This is a genomic window from Streptomyces sp. NPDC019443 (assembly GCF_044389785.1).
GTDB lineage: Bacteria > Actinomycetota > Actinomycetes > Streptomycetales > Streptomycetaceae > Streptomyces.
Map to the genome: position 1 here is coordinate 15,027 of NZ_JBIRYJ010000018.1, position 16,396 is coordinate 31,422.

The window sequence follows — 16,396 nt, forward strand, 5'->3', positions numbered from 1 at the left end:
CCCGACCCCACCTCCACGCCCCCGTAGAATTAACCCACTGTGTCTGAGCTCCGAAACCACACCCCCGACGGCCCCCCGGCCCCCATCCACGCCAACCGCGAGCCCCGCTTCCCCGGCGGGCCCGTCGCCGATCCCGCCGGGTCGCACCATGAGCGGCGTATCCGCAGCTTCCAGCCGCGGCGGAGCCGGGTGACCGCCGGGCAGGGCGATGCGCTTCAGCGGCTGTGGCCCGTCTGGGGCCTCGACATCGACGGGCATCGCGTCCTCGACCTCGAGGAGATGTTCGGCGGACTGCCCGTAATCCTGGAGATCGGGTTCGGGATGGGCGAGGCCACCGCACAGATGGCCGGCGCGGACCCCGGCACCGGGATTCTCGCCGTCGACGTCCACACTCCCGGCCAGGGCAACCTCCTCGGTCTCGCGGAGCGGAACGGACTGTCCAACATCCGGGTGGCCAACGGCGACGCGATCATCCTCCTGCGGGAGATGCTCCCGCCCCGCTCGCTCGACGGGCTGCGCGTCTTCTTCCCCGACCCCTGGCCCAAGAAGCGGCACCACAAGCGACGGCTGATCCAGCCCGAGTTCCTCTCCCTCGCCGCCACCTGCATGAAGCCCGGCGCGATCCTGCACTGCGCGACCGACTGGGAGCCGTACGCCGAGCAGATGCTCGAGGTGCTCTCCGCGCACGCGGACTTCGAGAACACCCAGGAGGACGGCGGCTACGCCCCGCGCCCCGCCTTCCGCCCGCTCACCCGGTTCGAAGGACAGGGCCTGGACAAGGGGCACAAGGTTCACGACCTGCTGTTCCGCCGCCCGTTGGGGCCCGCGTAACCGTGAGTAGCACCCCAGACACCGTCGCCAGTTGTCAGTGACCCTCGTTAGGGTCATTGGGTGTCCGAGTCGCCCCCGCAGGACCCCGCACCGCATCCGGCGGTCCCGGCGTTCGAGCAGCAGCACCTCGCCGAGCTGCTCGCCGCCGTGCCGGAGCGTGCCCGCTGGCGCTACAAACCGCGCCGCGCCTCCCAGCTCTGGCGCAGCAGGGCGGTACGGGCGGGAGCGCTGATCACCCTCCTCGCCCTCTCCGGCCTCGTCATTCTCGCGCTCGTACGCGAACAGACCGGCACCCAGGGCTTCCTGGTCGGTCTCGGCCTCGCGACCCTTCCCGTCCCGCTCCTCGCCGCGGCCTTCCGCTGGCTGGACCGGGTCGAGCCGGGCCCCTGGAAGAACCTTCTCTTCGCCTTCGCCTGGGGCGCGTTCGCCGCCGCCCTCGTCGCGATCATCGCGAACACCTTCGCGACCCGCTGGATAGCCACCGCCACCGCCGACCCGGCGAGTGCGGACACGCTCGGCGCGACGGTGATCGCCCCGATCGTCGAGGAGAGCGCGAAGGCCACGGCGATCCTGCTGATCTTCATCTTCCGCAGACGGGACTTCACCGGGATCGTCGACGGCGTGGTCGTGGCCGGCTTCACCGCGACCGGCTTCGCCTTCACCGAGAACATCCTCTACCTGGGCAGCGCCTTCGGCGAGGACCAGGAGATAGGCACATCGGGGTTCGCCTCGGTGACCGCGGCGACTTTCTTCGTACGCGTCGTCATGTCGCCGTTCGCGCACCCGCTCTTCACCGTGCTGACCGGCATCGGCTTCGGGATCGCCGCGCTCGCCGCCCAGCGCCAGCGCATCCGCCGGATCGCGCTGCCGCTGCTCGGCCTCGCCCTCGCCATGGGCATGCACGCCCTGTGGAACGGCTCGTCGTCGCTCTTCGGCCCGTGGGGCTTCTACGCCGTGTACGGGGCGTTCATGGTCCCCGTCTTCGGGCTGCTGACCTGGCTGACGGTCTGGACCCGGCAGCGCGAACTGCGCACGATATCCACCGAGCTGCCCGCGTACGCCGCGGCCGGCTGGCTGACCGCCGCCGAGCCGCGCGCGCTCTCCTCGATGCGGGCGCGCACGATGGCCCGCGACGTCGCCCGGCGCGCGCACGGACCGGCCGCCGCGCACGCCGTCTCGGAGTACCAGCGGTTCGCGACGTCCCTGGCCTTTCTGCGCCACCGGGCCCACCGCGGCGCGGCGGGCCCGGACTTCGCGGAGCGCGAGCAGGAGCTGCTGCACCACCTGTGGCAGCGCAAGGACGTCGCCGGTCCCGCGCTGACGTACGCCGCACGGGCGACGGGCCGGGTGTGGACGCCGCCGCCGTACCGCGACTACGGCGGCTACAACCCGTACCGCGGCTAGGTCTACTGACGGTCGTTATTGACAGGTGGGTCTCTCGTATCGGTGGGGGCACCCCCGGACGAAGTCGGGGAGAGATCACCCTCGTACTGGACGTACTTGGGCGACTGAGACAACATCGCGTGGGGGCACCTCCCGGCGGTAGCCGGGGGAGTGCGTGCCAGGCGTCGCGGGGCTGGGGGCACCTCCCAGGCAAAGCTCTGGGGAGGGACTTCTAAAACACGCCCTAGCTGTCCGACGCCGCGGTCAGCTCGGCCAGTTCCTCGGCCGTCAGCTCCAGCTCGGCGACCGCGGTCAGCGCGGGCAGCTGATCGACCGTGCGGGCCGAGGCGATCGGCGCGACGACGGTCGGCTGCGCGGCCAGCCAGGCGAGCGCGACGGTCGCGACCTGCGCGCCACGGGCCCGGGCGACCTTGTCGAGCGCGGCAAGGACCGTCAGGCCCCGCCCGGTCTCCAGGTGCTTGCCGGCGCCCGCTGCCCGTGCGCTGTCCACCGCCACACCCGGACGGTACTTGCCGGTGAGGAAGCCGGAGGCGAGCGCGGAGTAGGGGACGGCGGCGAGCCCGGCACGGGCGGCGGTGTCCCGCAGCTCGCCCTCGTATGTGTCGCGGGAGACCAGGTTGTATTGCGGTTGCAGCGCGACATAACGGGCAACCCCCTCGCGCTCCGAGAAGTCCAGGGACGCCTGGAGCCGCTCGGCGCTGAGGTTGGAGGCGGCGATGGCACGGACCTTGCCGTCGTGCACCAGCTGGTCGAGGGCGGTGATGATCTCCTCGACGGGGACGCTCGGGTCGTCGAAGTGCGTGTAGTACAGGTCGATGTAGTCGGTACGCAGCCGCTTCAGGGATTCCTCGGCCGCGGCCCTGACAGTCGTGGCGGAGAGCCCCCGGTACTGGGGGTGCGCGCCGACCTTGGTCGCGACGACGACGTCGGAACGGTTGCCGCGCGCGGCGAGCCAGTTGCCGATGACGGTCTCGGACTCGCCGCCCACGTGGCCCGGCGCCCAGGAGGAGTAGGCGTCGGCAGTGTCGACGAAGTTGCCGCCGACGGCGGCGTACGCGTCGAGCACGGCGAAGGACTGCGCCTGGTCGGCGGTCCAGCCGAAGACATTGCCGCCGAGGGCGAGCGGGGAGACGGCGATGTCGGACGAGCCGAGGGTCCGGAGAGAAGTCATGGGCTGATCAACGACCGTGGTGGCGCGCGCTATTCCGATCTACGCGCTGTTCCGTTCTGCGCGCTGTACCTCTACGCGCTGTCCGGGTCTACGCGCTGTACCGGCAGCTCCGGCGTCGGGGGGTGTGCGCCAGAGCTGCCGGGGACTGTGGCGCACGATCAGACGCTGAGGCCCTTGCCGCGCAGCCACGCCATCGGGTCGAGCCCCGACCCGCCAGGCGTGTGGACCTCCAGGTGCAGGTGCGGGCCCGTCACATTGCCCGTCGCGCCGACGCGGCCGATCGTCTCGCCCGTCGTCACCTTCTGGCCGGCGCTGACCGAGATCGAGGACTGGTGGGCGTACCAGACCTCCGTGCCGTCTTCGAGCTCCAGCACCGTGCGGTAGCCGTAAGAACCGGACCAGCCCGCCGACTTGACGGTGCCGCTGTGCACCGCCTTGATCGGCGTGCCCGTCGGGGCCGCGAAGTCCAGGCCGGTGTGGTAGCCCGAGGACCACATGGAGCCGGACTCGCCGAACGTGGAGGTGATCGTGTACGAGGAGGTGGGCAGGGCGTAGCTCTTTGCGAGCTGGGCCAGCCGCTCGGCCTCCGCCTTGGCCGCCGCAGCCTTCTCGGCCGCGAGCTTCTCGGCCTCGGCCTTGGCCTCCGCCGCGGTCTGCTGCTTCGCGGCCTCCGCCGCGGCCTTCTCGGCCGCGAGCTTCTCCGCGGCCGCCTTCGCCTCGGCGTCCGCCTCGGCCTGCTGCTGCTCGGCCTGCTGGAGAATGCGGGCGCGCAGCGCCTCACCGGCGCCGGCCGCGCTGTCCGTTCCGGCCTCGGCGCCGGAGTCCGTGGCGAGGCTCATCGCCGTGAGCGGGGCCGCGTTCACGTTCCCCGCGTCGGCGTCCGACGCGTCGTCCATCAGGGAGCCCACGCCCGGCAGGGACTTGGCGTCGGGCAGGTTGTCCGCGATCGAGTCGGGGAGCGATATGGAGACCGGCGGCTTGCTCTGCGCGGTTGCCATGCCGCCCGCGCCTACCGCGGCGATCACGCCGACGCCGAGCACCGTGGAGCTGCGGGCGAGCCCGCCGCGCTGCTTCATGACACGGTGCCGGCCGCGCACCGGACGGACGGAGTCCTCGGTGGGGTTCCATTCCTCCCATGCCCGCTCCGCCGGTTCGTCGCCGAAGAAGTCAGTTTCCAGGGTTCCGAAGGGTGCTTCGGGGGCAGGCTTGTTGGACGCCACGGAGGCGTGCTCCTTTCCTTCCTTCTCGCCTACCGGGTTAGCTGACGGGTTCGGAGCAGGAAGGTCTCCTACGGGCGCCTCGACCGCGGAAAGAGCGGCAAAGGTGCCCGATTCACCCCAATTGGTGGTTCCCCGGTTCCCTTGCGGGATTCGGCGCGTGCGCACGGTGCCGTCTCTAGCGACGACTGGGACGACCGCGCTGCGTTATCGAACGTTAATAGACTCCGGGGTCGTATTCCAAGCTGTTCCGACTGATCATTAACGACTTTGACGGGGACCAACCAGGACACAAGCGGCCGGAGTCGGGCGACTTGATCTACTCTCGGGCCGGAGCCCTCGTCTGACAGTGCTTCAAATGTTATGCGGAGGGGTGCGCTTCGACTACGCACGGTGCCGGGTCCTGCGTCGGACGCGTCGGGTCCGTGGCCGCGTCCTTCGTCGGGCCCATGGCCGCGCGATGGGCCTTCACTCGCTCCGGCGCTCCGATCCTGCAAGGGCTCTGACGACCGGCACGGTCCTGCGGCGGTCCGGCTGCCCCTGAGCGGGGCGGCCGACCGCCAGCAGCGCCATGTCGTCCGTGGCCGCGCCGCGCGTATGCCGTCGTACGTCGTCGACGAGCGCGTCCAGCAGCTCCTCGGGCCCGGGAAAGAGCCGACCCGCGAGCCGCTCGCCGGGGTCGTAGAAGACGCCGCCCGCATCACGCGCCTCGGAGAGACCGTCCGTGTAGAGGAGCAGTGTGGCCCCGGGGGGCAGCGGATGCGCATCCGACCGGTCCGGCCACGCCCCCAGTTCGCCCATTCCCAGCGGCAGCGCGGCCTGGGTCGGCTCCAGGATGTCCACGTCCCCGTCGGCGTACAGCACCAGCGGTTCCGGGTGGCCCCGGTTCACCACCCGCACCACGCCCTCGCCGCGCGGGATCTCGGCGAGCACGGCGGTGGTGAACCCCTCGACGGCGTCCAGTTCGTCCTGCCGCGTGCCCTCGCGCGCCAGTGCCCGCTCAAGACGCGCGGCGACCCCTTCGAGCGAACTCTCCTGCTCGGCAGCCTCCCGGAAGGCCCCGAGGATCACGGCCACCGTTTCGACCGCCTCCAGCCCCTTGCCCCGTACGTCTCCGACCACCAGCCGCACCCCGAAGGGCGTGTCCTGTACGGCGAAGAGGTCGCCGCCGATGAAGGCGTCGGCCTCCGCCGCCTCGTACCGCGCGGCGATGTGCAGCCCGGCGATCCGGGCAGCGGGGGCGGGCAGCACGGCGCGCTGGGCGGCCTCGGCGATCACCCTGGCGGAGGCGAGGCGCTCACGGCTGAGCCGTACGAGGCGGTTGATGAGCAGGGCGAGCCCGGCGACGGTGAGAACGGTGAACAGCTCGGTGAACGACGTGACCTCGGACACGGTCTCGTTGTAGTAGCGCAGACCGAGCACGGACAGGGTCGCCGCGATGCCGGTCAGCAGCGTGGCGATCCAGGAGGAGAAGGGCGCGGCGATCAGCGGGGCGGCCGTGAAGAACGGCACGGCAGTGAATCTGGGCGGGGTGAAGTAGTCGAAGACAAGACCGCCGACGATCATCAGCGTGGGCAGCACACGGACGATACGAGGAGCGCTGTAGCCGCCGGCCTGCTGTCGGTGCGCCACCTGTGATCTCCTGCCCGTCCGCCTGGCTGCGGACGGTACCGCGCCCTTCCCAGGCTGGCCGTAGCCGCGCCGGGCGGCGACTCACCATCGGCCAACCGGGCGACGCGAGTGTGAGCGCGAAAGGCGTGAGTGAGGGGATACGACAGTGGCCCGGCACTCTCATCGAGTGCCGGGCCACTGTCTTCAGTAGCGGGGACAGGATTTGAACCTGCGACCTCTGGGTTATGAGCCCAGCGAGCTACCGAGCTGCTCCACCCCGCGTCGGTGAACACAACCTTACGCCATCCGGAGCAAGATCAACTCCATTTTACGAGCACGCCTGCTCTGAAGCCGCATTGAAGCCGCTTTGAAGCCGCTCCCGAGCCCTCCGGAGCGGCTCAGGAGCCCCTCCGGAGGGATGTGTCGCCCGGCTGCGAAGCGGCAAGGCGCGCTGTTTTTTCAGCGGCGGCGCAGGCGGAGTGCCGTGAGCGCGCCGCCGGCGGCGATCAGGACCGCGGCGGCGATCGCCGCGTACCGGGTGGAGCTGGAAGAGCCAGTACTGGCGAGGGCGCCGGTGGTGGTGACGGCGTCGTTCGCTGCGGCCGCCGCCGAGGTCGTGGCGGAAGCGGACGGGGTCCCGGACGGAGTCGCGGACGGAGTCGGGGAGGGCGAGGCAGACGCGGTCGGGGAGGGGTTCGTGGTCGGCTCGCCGCTCGGGGCGGTGCCGCGCTCGGGGGCGACCGTGATCTTGGCCTCGGCCTCCAGGAACGGCCTCGTGTTGCCCTCGGTCAGCGATGTCGTCGCCCGCAGCGTGAGCTTGACCGGCTTCTGGATGCCCTTGAAGTCGATGACGCGCACGCGAAGGATGTAGCGGTGCAGCTTCCCCTTCTCGGTGAAGTAACTCTTGGGGAGGTCGGCCAGCTGCCACCTGTCCAGGCCTGGCACCTTCGGGGCCCTGACCAGCTTGCCGTCGCCGAGCCACTCCTCGATCACCAGCTCCGGAACCTCTCCGTCGGCGTCGGGCTCCGGAGCGATCTCCAGGGTGGTCGCCAGATCGGTGTCGAAGGTTCCCTCGCCCTTGAGCTGGTGGAACAGGTCGACGTTGCCCCACAGGCCGGGCTTGATGGGCTCGTTCTCGTCGGTTCTGAGCCACATGGAGGCGGGTGCGGCGTTGATCTTCGGGCTGGTCTCGAAGGCGACGCCGTCGTCCTTCTCGTACTGCGCGTTCCCGGCCAGGTCTGCGGCGACGAGCCTCAGGTTGCCGTTGTTGGACGGGTAGTTCTTGCCGAGGCCGATGGACACCTTCCAGCTCAGCTCGCCCTTGGCCGGCACGGAGAAGGGGGCGTGCCTGCCCTGCTGGGCCGGGTGGAAGTAGCCCTGCGCGCCGATGCCCTGCTGCCCGACGAACTCGTCGGTCGCCGGGGCGTTCACCGGCTGCACGTCGAAGACGAGGTGCGAGGCCGCGAAGGGGCTCGCGCCGTCCGTCTCACCGACCAGCCACGGCTGGAAGTCCACCGGCTTGTCCGCGGAGTTCTTCACCGTGAAGGAGAAGGTCTCGCTCGCGCCGCCACGGGTCAGCGGCCCGCCCGGCGCCGGGGCGCCCAGCTCGATGGTGAGCGGCTTGCCGGAGGCCACCGGGGTGGCGTAGGCGGCGGCGGTGAGCGGGACAAGGGTGGCGCCGGCGGTGGCGGCGACGGTGATCGCGGCTGCGGCGGCAAGGCGAACGGACATGGTGGACTCCCCCCAAGGAATCGACTAGGGGCCGAACTACCGCTGGATGGGCGACAGTTGGCCGTAGGAAAGAGCAGCGCGGCAGAGCGCCGCGACAGGCGGTCAACCGAGATGAGAGATCGCCGTCCGTCCGGTCCTCTTCGGTCCCTCTGGGTCCCTCGCAGGCCTCTGGGTCCCTCGCAGGCCCTGGGTCCCTCTGGGTCCCTCTGGGTCCCTCCAGGGCCTCTTCGGGCCCGTTCGGTGCTTTGCGGTCCCGGCTTGCGGCGATGTGCTCATCTTCACCGCTCAAGATCGGCCGGACAATCCCCGTACCGTCACCACTTCGCAACAGCGCCCGCCGTGCCAAAACCCGCCGCTGGCCGGGGGGGTTGGCCGGTCCGGCTGCGAGCTGCGCCGACCGCGTCAGGGCAGCAGACGAGCCGCCCGCATCTGGAGGTAGCGCGTCTCCGGGACGCTGAGGGTGCGCCGGGCGGCCAACTGGTAGGCGGCGCGTGCGCCTTCGACGTCTCCCGCCCTCTCCAGCAGGTGCGCGCGTACGGCGTCGAGCCGGTGGTGGCCCGCCAACCGGTCCTCCAGCTTGGCGACTTCGGCGAGCCCGGCCTCGGGCCCGTGCACCATGGCGACGGCCACGGCCCGGCCGAGTTCGGCCATCGGCTCGGGAGCGAGGCGTACGAGAAGGTCGTACAGGCCGAGGATCTGCGGCCAGTCCGTGTCATCGGCGCGCGCCGCCTCGTCGTGCAGCGCCGCGATCGCCGCCTGCAGCTGGTAGGCCCCGGCCGGCCCCTCGGACAGGGCCTCCTCCACCAGGGATGTGCCCTCCGCGATCGACTCCTGGTCCCAGCGGGTGCGGTCCTGCTCGTCGAGCGGGATCAGCTCGCCGTGCGGGCCGGTGCGCGCCGCGCTGCGGGCGTCGGTGAGCAGCATCAGCGCCAGCAGCCCCGCCACCGCACCCTCCTTGGGCAGCAGCCGGCGTACGGCCCGGGTCAGCCGGATCGCTTCGCCGGCCAGGTCGGCACGGTGCAGATCGCTGCCGGACGTGGCCGTGTAGCCCTCGTTGAAGATCAGGTAGAGCACCTGGAGCACCACGGCGAGCCGCCGATCGCGATCTTCGGGCCCCGGCTGCCGAAAGGGCACGCCCTTGATCTTCTGCTTGGCACGGCTGATCCGCTGGGCCATAGTCGCCTCGGGCACCATATGCGCGCGGGCGATCTCGGCCGTGGTCAGACCGCCGACGGCCCGCAGCGTGAGCGCGACCTGCGCGGCCGGGGTGAGTTCGGGGTGGCTGCACAGAAAGAGCAGAGTGAGCGTGTCGTCCTCGGAGGGGGCGCGGCTCTCACCGGGCGCGGGCGCCGTGAACGCGTCCCGGGGGGTCAGCGCCGCGACCGTCTCCTCGCGTCTGCGCCGGGCCTCTTCGCTGCGCAGCTGCTCCGTCAGACGACGGGACGCGACCTTGATCAGCCAGCCGCGCGGATTGTCGGGCAGTCCCTGCTCAGGCCACTGCTGCGCGGCGGCGAGCAGCGCCTCCTGTACGGAGTCCTCGGCCGGGCCGAAGTGTCCGTACCGCCGTACCAGCGCACCGAGGACCTGCGGCGCGTGCAGGCGCAGCAGGTCCTCGACCTCGGTCGTACGTCTCAACAACCGCCTCCGCCGTCTTGGATGGGCCGGATGACCACGGGGTAGTCGGTGGCTCCTTCGGGAACGGGGCACTGCGCGACGCGCGCGGCAATCTCGGTGACCCGCTCCAGGCTCTCGCAGTCGAGCACCCAGTACCCGGCGAGCAGCTCCTTGGTCTCTCCGTACGGACCGTCGGTGATCACAGGCCGTCCGTCCTTGTCCACGGTGACATGGCGGGTCAGGGCCGGCTCGGCCAGTCCCTGCCCGTCCACGAGCTCGCCGGACTCGGAGAGGTCGTTGTTGACCTCGCCCATGAAGGCGAACATCGCCTGCAGATCCTTCTCGCTCCAGGCCGGGCTGTGGGCGGACGCCGTGCCGCGCATCGCTTCGTAGTCGGCCTGCGAGCCCTGGACCATCACCAGATACTTCATGTCGTCGCTCCTTCGGATGCGTAGCCACCCTTGGTGGGCAACTCTCACAGGGGACGTCGCAGCCGATGACGGATTCTCGACATCGCGCCGAGAATTTTTCGGAACCACTTGTCCGAACCACTCGCCGGAACCACTCGCCGGGAGCATGCGGGGCTGATCGGGGAGCAGGCCCTGCCCGGCGCGGCGCCCCGACCGGTGGAGCCCTGTCGGGGCGCCGCGTATCAGGTCCGCGGGCGTCACCTCAGCCCTGCTCCTCCTCTTCAGCCTCCATGACGCGGATTCCTTGATGTGTCAGCGTGACCATCGAGGGCGTATTTCCCGTCGCCCAGTCGACGGCGATCAGCCCTTCGCCCACCAGATACGTGCACGCCGCAGCCAGGTCCTCCTCATGGACACCGAGGTCGTCGCGCAACTTCGCCCCGGTGACACCCAGAAGACGGTTGCCCTCGGTGGCTTCGTACAGGGCCTTCATCACCTGCTCCCGATAGGTCTTCCGCTCGCGCAGTGTTGCCATGACTGCCTGCCGTCCTCTCGTGCTCGGCGTGGGTGCAGGAGTCCTGCTGCGTCAGGTGTCGTCCGCCTGCGCAGGGTCGTCGCCCGCTGACCGGCTGGCCGCAAGCCACGACTGCGCGGGCTCGGCGGCATGCGTGGTGTCCACGGTGAGGTGGAGTCTGGTGCCACCGTCACGGCCGGCGGGGTAGCTGCGCTGTTCGGTGGAGGCGAAGCAGCGCCGCAGAACCTCTGCGACCTGTCGGGCGGCCCCGGGGGACGCGGCGACGATCTGGACTTCGGCGCGCCCGGCGGCAGGCACTCCTTCCGCGGAGCTCATCCGCGGCCTCCATCGTGCTGGTCGCCGTGGGTACCGGCCTCGGGCGGTCCGGCGGGCCCTGTGGCCGGCCGACGGCGCCTCGGCCTCCGGCGGCGGCCCAGTCCCTGCATGGCTTCGCCGTAGTGGAACGAGGCGATGCGTGCGTCGTGCTGCGCATTCAGCTGATGGATCAGAAAGATTCCCATGGCGATCACGGCGAGAACCACTGCCACGGTGATGATGGTCTCCATATTGCTCACATCCCTTGGGCGCAGCGCTGGAGGCCGCTCGGGACCCCGAGCGGTGAGGACCCGGCCCCGCCGGACCCGGCCCCGCCGTCGGTCTCCCATTCCTCTTCCCGGCTCCGGGCATCCGTCGCGCCGCGAGCAATGGCCTCGTCGGCCATCAGACGGCTGGCTGTGCGGAAACTCCCGGGGGTGGCTGCGGCGGCCATGAGCCGCGCGGCGGAAGCCGCATCGGTTTCCGGTGGAATCACCAACAGGTCCCAGCGGCCGACGGTGTAGGAAAGCAGAATCAATTGGTGCGGGTCCTGCTCGTCCCTGAACCACCCCACGTGCAGCATGCGCCCGGTGACCGGCACCTTGCGCGGGACCACGGGCCAATAGGTCGGATTCACCGTGACGCGCGTGATCCTGCCCCAGAGTCCGTCCAGCGCGTCCGTCAGGGCAGGGAGTTCGCGGGAGAGGTCGCGGGAGCGAGGCCACCAGGCGCCGTCCAGCAGACCCGGAACCGAGCCCGCCGACGTCAGGGACAAGCGGGCCTCCGGCGAGGAAACCCGCCCGGAGACTGTCGTGCGGTCGATGGTCACGGTCATGATGCGGACCCGCCCCCGGGCCGTCGCAAAACGGCCCGGTGTTTCTGCTCGCCGAGAACGGCACCCGCATGGGAGCAGATGCGCGAAATACCCCCGGTCTCTTCAATGTACTCCGGTCCAGGGGCCACAAACATGCGTGCGACCAGGCATTTCCTCCGGATTCTCAGCACCGCGCCGGGGCTCGGGCCAGAGGCTGCGCCCGCTCCCCGGGGGTACGGTTGAGCCAAGGAGACTTCCCTGGCGCGCAGCCACGCCGACACCGCCATCCCATCTGACGACCGGCAGACACAGGAGTCTCGGACGGGCGGACACGCAATGGGCGACTCCGACACCCCCGACCTTGGCAAGCTCCTGCCGGACGCCATTTACCACGCCGTGAAACCCGGCACAGCTCTCTTGCGGCTGGAAACGACCCGGGCCCGGGAGGGGACGCTGGACGGCGCGTGGTGGCCGCATTCCCGCAGGATCGACGCCGAGCTGCCCAGCCTTGTCTCCGCGTTGACCGAACACCTCGGCCCCGTCACCCGCGTCGGACTGGATGCGAGCGCCTGGGAGGGACTCCCGACGCGCCTGACCATCGACGACCGGGTCGTGCACATCGACTCGTTCCCCGTGGGTGACGACACCGTCCTCATCACCCGAGGCGACGGGGATCACTTCTCACTGCTGGTGGTGCCGCCGCAGGCAACACCCGATGCGGCGCGCGCCGCGATGGCCAGAGCGGTCGAGGCACACAACACCACCGAGGCCGAACAGATCCTCATCGACACCGGCGCCAACTCGGCCCGCTCGTGACCGGGGCCGTCCGCACACGCGTGAGGCTCGCTTGAGGCATATGGAGGCATATGGAGGCATATGCATGAGACGCTCGTGCATGAGGCTCACGCATCACTCACACACAGCGGCCCCTGGCAATGACGCCCAACGGGGGGAACCCCATTCGCCACCTCCAACTCGGCGATGGGCATGGGGCCTTCGCCGTGTCAGGGATACCTGGCCGCCAAGTCCATCGCGTTCCCGGCATAGGCGGCCTCGGTGAGCCTGCGCTGGTCGATGTACGGCCGAACCTTCGACACGATCGCCGGAATACTGGGAAACAGAGCGACTACGTCCTCTAACTCAACCAGCCCCCGGCTCACCAGAAACGACACAAGCTCCAGCTTCTGCAAGAGATCCTCAAGAGCCTCCCTGTCCTCATCGCCCAGGGCGGAGACCTCTAACTCCCCCATACGGATACGCCTTCGCACCTTCCTCAGCGGCGGCGCTTGGTATTCCTGATGAATGGTCACCAGCGAATGAATCGCGCGTGTGTGCTTCGCTTCACGCACCTGCCCGGCGGCGTACATGCAGGCAACAATCACGACCACGGCGCTCAATGCGCCGCTCACTGCTTGAATGGCGTCCCAGACAGCCATGCCCCTCCCCGGCTCGAACATCAGTCGTCGGCTGCATACCCAGGGTCATGGGGCAGCACAACCGAAGGACTTGTCCACGGCGTGTGCCCGTTGATGTCCCCCTCATGACGCAACATCCTGGCGGATCATGCGCACCAGAACCCCCGAGGCCATGGCGGCGCTCCTGGTTGGCGTCATGGGGCCCGCCCGCGCAGGCGCTGCATCTCGCACGGCATGGTCGACGGGACGCCAAGGCGTTGCCGTTTTCTCAGTTGCGGTCAGGGGTTGCACGGCGGCGGCGGGCGCGGGAGTTCCGGCGGCACGTCGCCGGGGCCCTCGCCCCTTGCCCCACGGCGGCGGTGGTGATCTCCACACGATCAACGAGACCCTGCTCCACTCCGCGATCACGCTCACGCTCGCCTCGGACACGTACACGTACACGAGCCTGATCGTGCCTGTTCGTGCTTGTTCGTGATCGACGGCCGTGGACGGGCAATGCGATTATGGGATACTTCAAAATGACTTACGGAAGGGTACTTTCGTGATCAATGGGGACAGCGGGACCGGCTACGAGAGCATTCGGCTCGACCGCAGGGGCCAGGCCGAGGCCTTCGACGCCATAGGCGACCGCTACGACGAGGCCTTCCCGCACAAGGAGGGCCAGCTCTCCGCCGGTGAATGGCTGGCCGCGTCCCTGCCTACCGGATCCCGGGTGCTGGACTTGGGCTGCGGCACCGGCGTCCCGACCGCGCGCCAGATGGCGGACGCGGGGTTCGAGGTTGTGGGCGTCGACCTGTCCGACGGGATGGTGACACTCGCCCGGCAGTACGTCCCCGGCGCGACATTCCACCAGCTGGACATCGCAGACCTGCGGCCCGGTGGCCCGGCGGACCTGGGCCGCTTCGACGCGGTCGCGGCCTTCTTCTCCCTGCTGATGCTCCCGCGCGCCGAGATCCCCCTCGCGCTGCGGACTGTCCACGAGCTGCTGGTTCCCGGCGGGCTGTTCATCATGTCGATGGTGGAGGCCGATGTGGACGACTTCTCGATCCCCTTCCTCGGAAACACCATCCGGGTGTCCGGCTACCTACGTGAGGACCTGCACAGGGTCATGGGGGAGGGCGGCTTCGAGATCATCAAGGAGTCCTCCTACACCTACGCCCCGGCGATCACCGACGTGCCGCCCGAGGAGCAGCTCTTCCTCTGCTGCAGGCGACGCGGCTGAGACGCGCCATCCCTCTGCCGCGGTCCGCGGCGCCGACCCTCCGAACGGGACGAAACGCGTGACGGAGCACTGTATCCCCGATGAAGGCCCAGCCGGGCCGTCCGCCGAGGCCGCCCGGCCGGGCGGTCCCCTGGGTCAGGTGGGGGGTACCGCGCCCATGGACCCGCGGGTCACCCGGACACCCGGGCCGCCCCCGCCGCGCCGTGGCCGCGCCGGGGACGCGTCCGGGCGGCCGGAGTGGGGGCCGCTCGCCCCGGCCCGCGACACGGGGCGAACCGCGTCGCGCGCCGAAAGTCCCGAAGTGGAACATTCCCGGGACGCGGCGATACACGATGCCGGGCCACAGACGGACCGGCTTCGATACCTCGACGTGGCGACCCGGCAGATCGCCCGCGGGATGGACCTGGACGAGACGCTCCTGGAACTGCGCCGGGCAGCCGTCCCCGCGTTCGCCGACGCAATAGTCATCCATCTGCACGATCCGCTGCCGGTCGGGGACGAGAAGTCGGCCACGCCCGTCGCGCTGAAGCTGCACAGCATCGACGTCGCGCCGGAGGCCCGGGACGCCGACTGGTCCCGGATGCCCCTGCTGGGCAGCCTTCTCACCTGCCCGGATGTCGCCGAGCTCACGCAGCTGCTGTGGGCCGGGCGGCCGGCGTTCGGCGACAAGCCGGAGCTCGCGCCCGCGGTGGCCCAGTTGCTGGGGCCGACAGCGAGTGACCCGGGGACGCTGCCGCCGGGCCGGAGGCTGATTATCGCCCCGTTGCACGGCCGCCACCGCGTCCTGGGCACCGTCGTCCTCCTGCGCCGGCCCGACCGGCCCGCCTTCACCGGTGACGACCTGCTCGTCGCCTCCCAGCTCGCGACGCACACCGCTCTCGGCGTCCAGAAGGCAGTGATGTACGGACACGAGGCCTCCGTCACGGACACGCTGCAACGCACCATGCTTCCGTCGTCGCTGCCCGAGCCCACCGGCGTCCGGCTGGCCAGCAGGTACCTGCCCGCCTCGGAGACCGCCCAGGTCGGCGGCGACTGGTACGACGCGATACCCCTCCCCGGCAATCGCGTCGCGCTGATCGTCGGCGACGTCATGGGCCATTCCATGACATCGGCCGCGATCATGGGCCAGCTGCGCACCATCGTGCAGACCCTCGCCGGGCTCGACCTGCCCCCGGACGAGGTCCTGCACCACCTCGACGAGCAGGCCCAGCGCCTCGGCAGCGAGCACATAGCGACCTGCCTCTACGCGGTCTACGACCCGATATCGCACCGACTGCTGGTGGCCAACGCCGGCCATCCGCCCGCGGTGCTCCTGCACCCGGACGGTCGCGGGGAGGTGCTGCGCGTCCCGCCGGGCGCGCCGATCGGTGTCGGCGGCGTCGCGTTCGAATCCGTGGAGATGCCCGCGCCCACCGGAGCGACCCTGTTGCTCTACACGGACGGCCTCGTCGAGTCCCGCGGCACAGACGTGTGGACAGGGATTGAGTCGCTGCGCGCCCGCCTCCAAGCCGCAGCCCAAAAGCTCGTATCCGCACCACTGGAACTGTTGTGCGACCAGGTGCTGGACACCTTGGGCCCGGGCGACCGGGACGACGACATCGCACTGCTCACCGCCCGGTTCGACGGCTTCCCTCCGGACAGCGTCGCGTACTGGTTCCTGGAACCTCATCCGCTGACCGCGGGGCGGGCACGCCGGCTGACCCGCAGGGCACTGCACCGCTGGGGCCTGGACTCCATGCTCGATTCGACGGAACTCCTGGTCAGCGAGGTCGTGACGAACGCCGTACGCTTCGCCTCCCGGCCCGTCGCGCTGCGGCTGCTGCGCACCGACGTGCTCCGCTGCGAGGTGGCCGACGACTCGCCGCAAGTGCCCAGGATGCGGCACGCGGAGCCGGGTGACGAGGGCGGCCGCGGCCTGTTCCTGGTCGATCAGCTCGCGCGGCGCTGGGGAGCGAGGAGGCTGAGCACCGGCAAGGTCGTCTGGTTCGAGCAGCAGATCCCCGAGGGACTTCGCGAGGGGCGCCCGGAAGCGCCGTAACACCAGCCGGAGTTGGTCTACGGCACCCCGGTATACGTCGACGGGAACCTCGACGCTGACCGTCACTCCGTTCGCCCACCAGCCCAACG

16 protein-coding genes, 1 tRNA gene and 1 riboswitch are annotated in these 16,396 nt (G+C 70.3%); of the genes, 5 read left to right on the plus strand and 12 right to left on the minus strand.

Annotation, left to right across the window (positions count from 1 at the left end; genetic code table 11):
* The first annotated feature begins 39 nt into the window (after positions 1 to 39).
* Entirely contained in the window at positions 40 to 831 is a 792-nt protein-coding gene (trmB, locus tag ACH492_RS34270; protein ID WP_398992441.1) for a tRNA (guanosine(46)-N7)-methyltransferase TrmB, read from the plus strand.
* Positions 832 to 891: 60 nt separating this feature from the next.
* Complete coding sequence (locus ACH492_RS34275; RefSeq protein WP_398992443.1) at positions 892 to 2,235, plus strand: PrsW family intramembrane metalloprotease; 1,344 nt, start codon at positions 892 to 894, stop codon at positions 2,233 to 2,235.
* Positions 2,236 to 2,458: 223 nt separating this feature from the next.
* Here the strand turns inward: ACH492_RS34275 and ACH492_RS34280 are convergent, their stop codons facing one another.
* The 11 genes from ACH492_RS34280 to ACH492_RS34330 all read right to left on the minus strand — a co-directional run bounded on the left by ACH492_RS34280 (position 2,459) and on the right by ACH492_RS34330 (position 11,653).
* Positions 2,459 to 3,406, minus strand: a complete 948-nt coding sequence (locus tag ACH492_RS34280) for an aldo/keto reductase (RefSeq protein WP_398992445.1) — start codon at positions 3,404 to 3,406, stop codon at positions 2,459 to 2,461.
* A gap of 158 nt (positions 3,407 to 3,564) precedes the next feature.
* Positions 3,565 to 4,626 (minus strand): M23 family metallopeptidase, encoded by a 1,062-nt coding sequence (locus ACH492_RS34285; protein WP_398992447.1) that lies wholly within the window; start codon positions 4,624 to 4,626, stop codon positions 3,565 to 3,567.
* A gap of 11 nt (positions 4,627 to 4,637) precedes the next feature.
* Positions 4,638 to 4,792, minus strand: a riboswitch (cyclic di-AMP (ydaO/yuaA leader).
* Between the two features lie 299 nt (positions 4,793 to 5,091).
* Entirely contained in the window at positions 5,092 to 6,255 is a 1,164-nt protein-coding gene (locus tag ACH492_RS34290) for a PP2C family protein-serine/threonine phosphatase (RefSeq protein ID WP_398992449.1), read from the minus strand.
* Between the two features lie 187 nt (positions 6,256 to 6,442).
* Positions 6,443 to 6,516: transfer RNA gene (locus tag ACH492_RS34295), tRNA-Met, on the minus strand.
* A 177-nt stretch (positions 6,517 to 6,693) separates the two neighbouring features.
* Positions 6,694 to 7,965 (minus strand): hypothetical protein, encoded by a 1,272-nt coding sequence (locus tag ACH492_RS34300; protein WP_398992451.1) that lies wholly within the window; start codon positions 7,963 to 7,965, stop codon positions 6,694 to 6,696.
* A 402-nt stretch (positions 7,966 to 8,367) separates the two neighbouring features.
* On the minus strand, positions 8,368 to 9,603 hold the full coding sequence (locus tag ACH492_RS34305) for an RNA polymerase sigma factor (RefSeq protein WP_398992453.1): 1,236 nt from the start codon (positions 9,601 to 9,603) through the stop codon (positions 8,368 to 8,370).
* Complete coding sequence (locus ACH492_RS34310; protein ID WP_398992455.1) at positions 9,597 to 10,010, minus strand: YciI family protein; 414 nt, start codon at positions 10,008 to 10,010, stop codon at positions 9,597 to 9,599. The genes ACH492_RS34305 and ACH492_RS34310 overlap by 7 nt, the downstream gene beginning before the upstream one ends.
* A gap of 241 nt (positions 10,011 to 10,251) precedes the next feature.
* A complete protein-coding gene (locus ACH492_RS34315; protein WP_398992456.1) occupies positions 10,252 to 10,524 on the minus strand; it encodes a hypothetical protein in 273 nt (90 codons plus the stop codon).
* 51 nt (positions 10,525 to 10,575) lie between these two features.
* Complete coding sequence (locus ACH492_RS34320; protein WP_398992458.1) at positions 10,576 to 10,839, minus strand: hypothetical protein; 264 nt, start codon at positions 10,837 to 10,839, stop codon at positions 10,576 to 10,578.
* Positions 10,836 to 11,069: a hypothetical protein gene (locus ACH492_RS34325; RefSeq protein ID WP_398992460.1), complete on the minus strand. Its 234-nt coding sequence runs from the start codon at positions 11,067 to 11,069 to the stop codon at positions 10,836 to 10,838. The genes ACH492_RS34320 and ACH492_RS34325 overlap by 4 nt, the downstream gene beginning before the upstream one ends.
* Positions 11,070 to 11,074: 5 nt before the next feature.
* The gene (locus ACH492_RS34330) at positions 11,075 to 11,653 is read right to left on the minus strand and encodes a DUF5994 family protein (protein WP_398992462.1); all 579 of its coding nucleotides are present in this window, start codon (positions 11,651 to 11,653) and stop codon (positions 11,075 to 11,077) included.
* Between the two features lie 315 nt (positions 11,654 to 11,968).
* On the opposite strand from ACH492_RS34330, the gene ACH492_RS34335 reads away from it, so the two are divergent.
* Complete coding sequence (locus tag ACH492_RS34335) at positions 11,969 to 12,448, plus strand: DUF5994 family protein (RefSeq protein WP_398992464.1); 480 nt, start codon at positions 11,969 to 11,971, stop codon at positions 12,446 to 12,448.
* Positions 12,449 to 12,636: 188 nt separating this feature from the next.
* Here ACH492_RS34335 and ACH492_RS34340 read toward each other — a convergent pair whose 3' ends face one another.
* Positions 12,637 to 13,068, minus strand: a complete 432-nt coding sequence (locus tag ACH492_RS34340) for a hypothetical protein (RefSeq protein WP_398992466.1) — start codon at positions 13,066 to 13,068, stop codon at positions 12,637 to 12,639.
* Positions 13,069 to 13,588: 520 nt separating this feature from the next.
* Here ACH492_RS34340 and ACH492_RS34345 point away from each other — a divergent pair.
* Together ACH492_RS34345 and ACH492_RS34350 are read left to right on the plus strand one after the other, a co-directional pair.
* On the plus strand, positions 13,589 to 14,269 hold the full coding sequence (locus ACH492_RS34345) for a class I SAM-dependent methyltransferase (protein ID WP_398992468.1): 681 nt from the start codon (positions 13,589 to 13,591) through the stop codon (positions 14,267 to 14,269).
* Between the two features lie 301 nt (positions 14,270 to 14,570).
* Positions 14,571 to 16,307: a SpoIIE family protein phosphatase gene (locus ACH492_RS34350; RefSeq protein WP_398992470.1), complete on the plus strand. Its 1,737-nt coding sequence runs from the start codon at positions 14,571 to 14,573 to the stop codon at positions 16,305 to 16,307.
* Positions 16,308 to 16,396 lie beyond the last annotated feature (89 nt).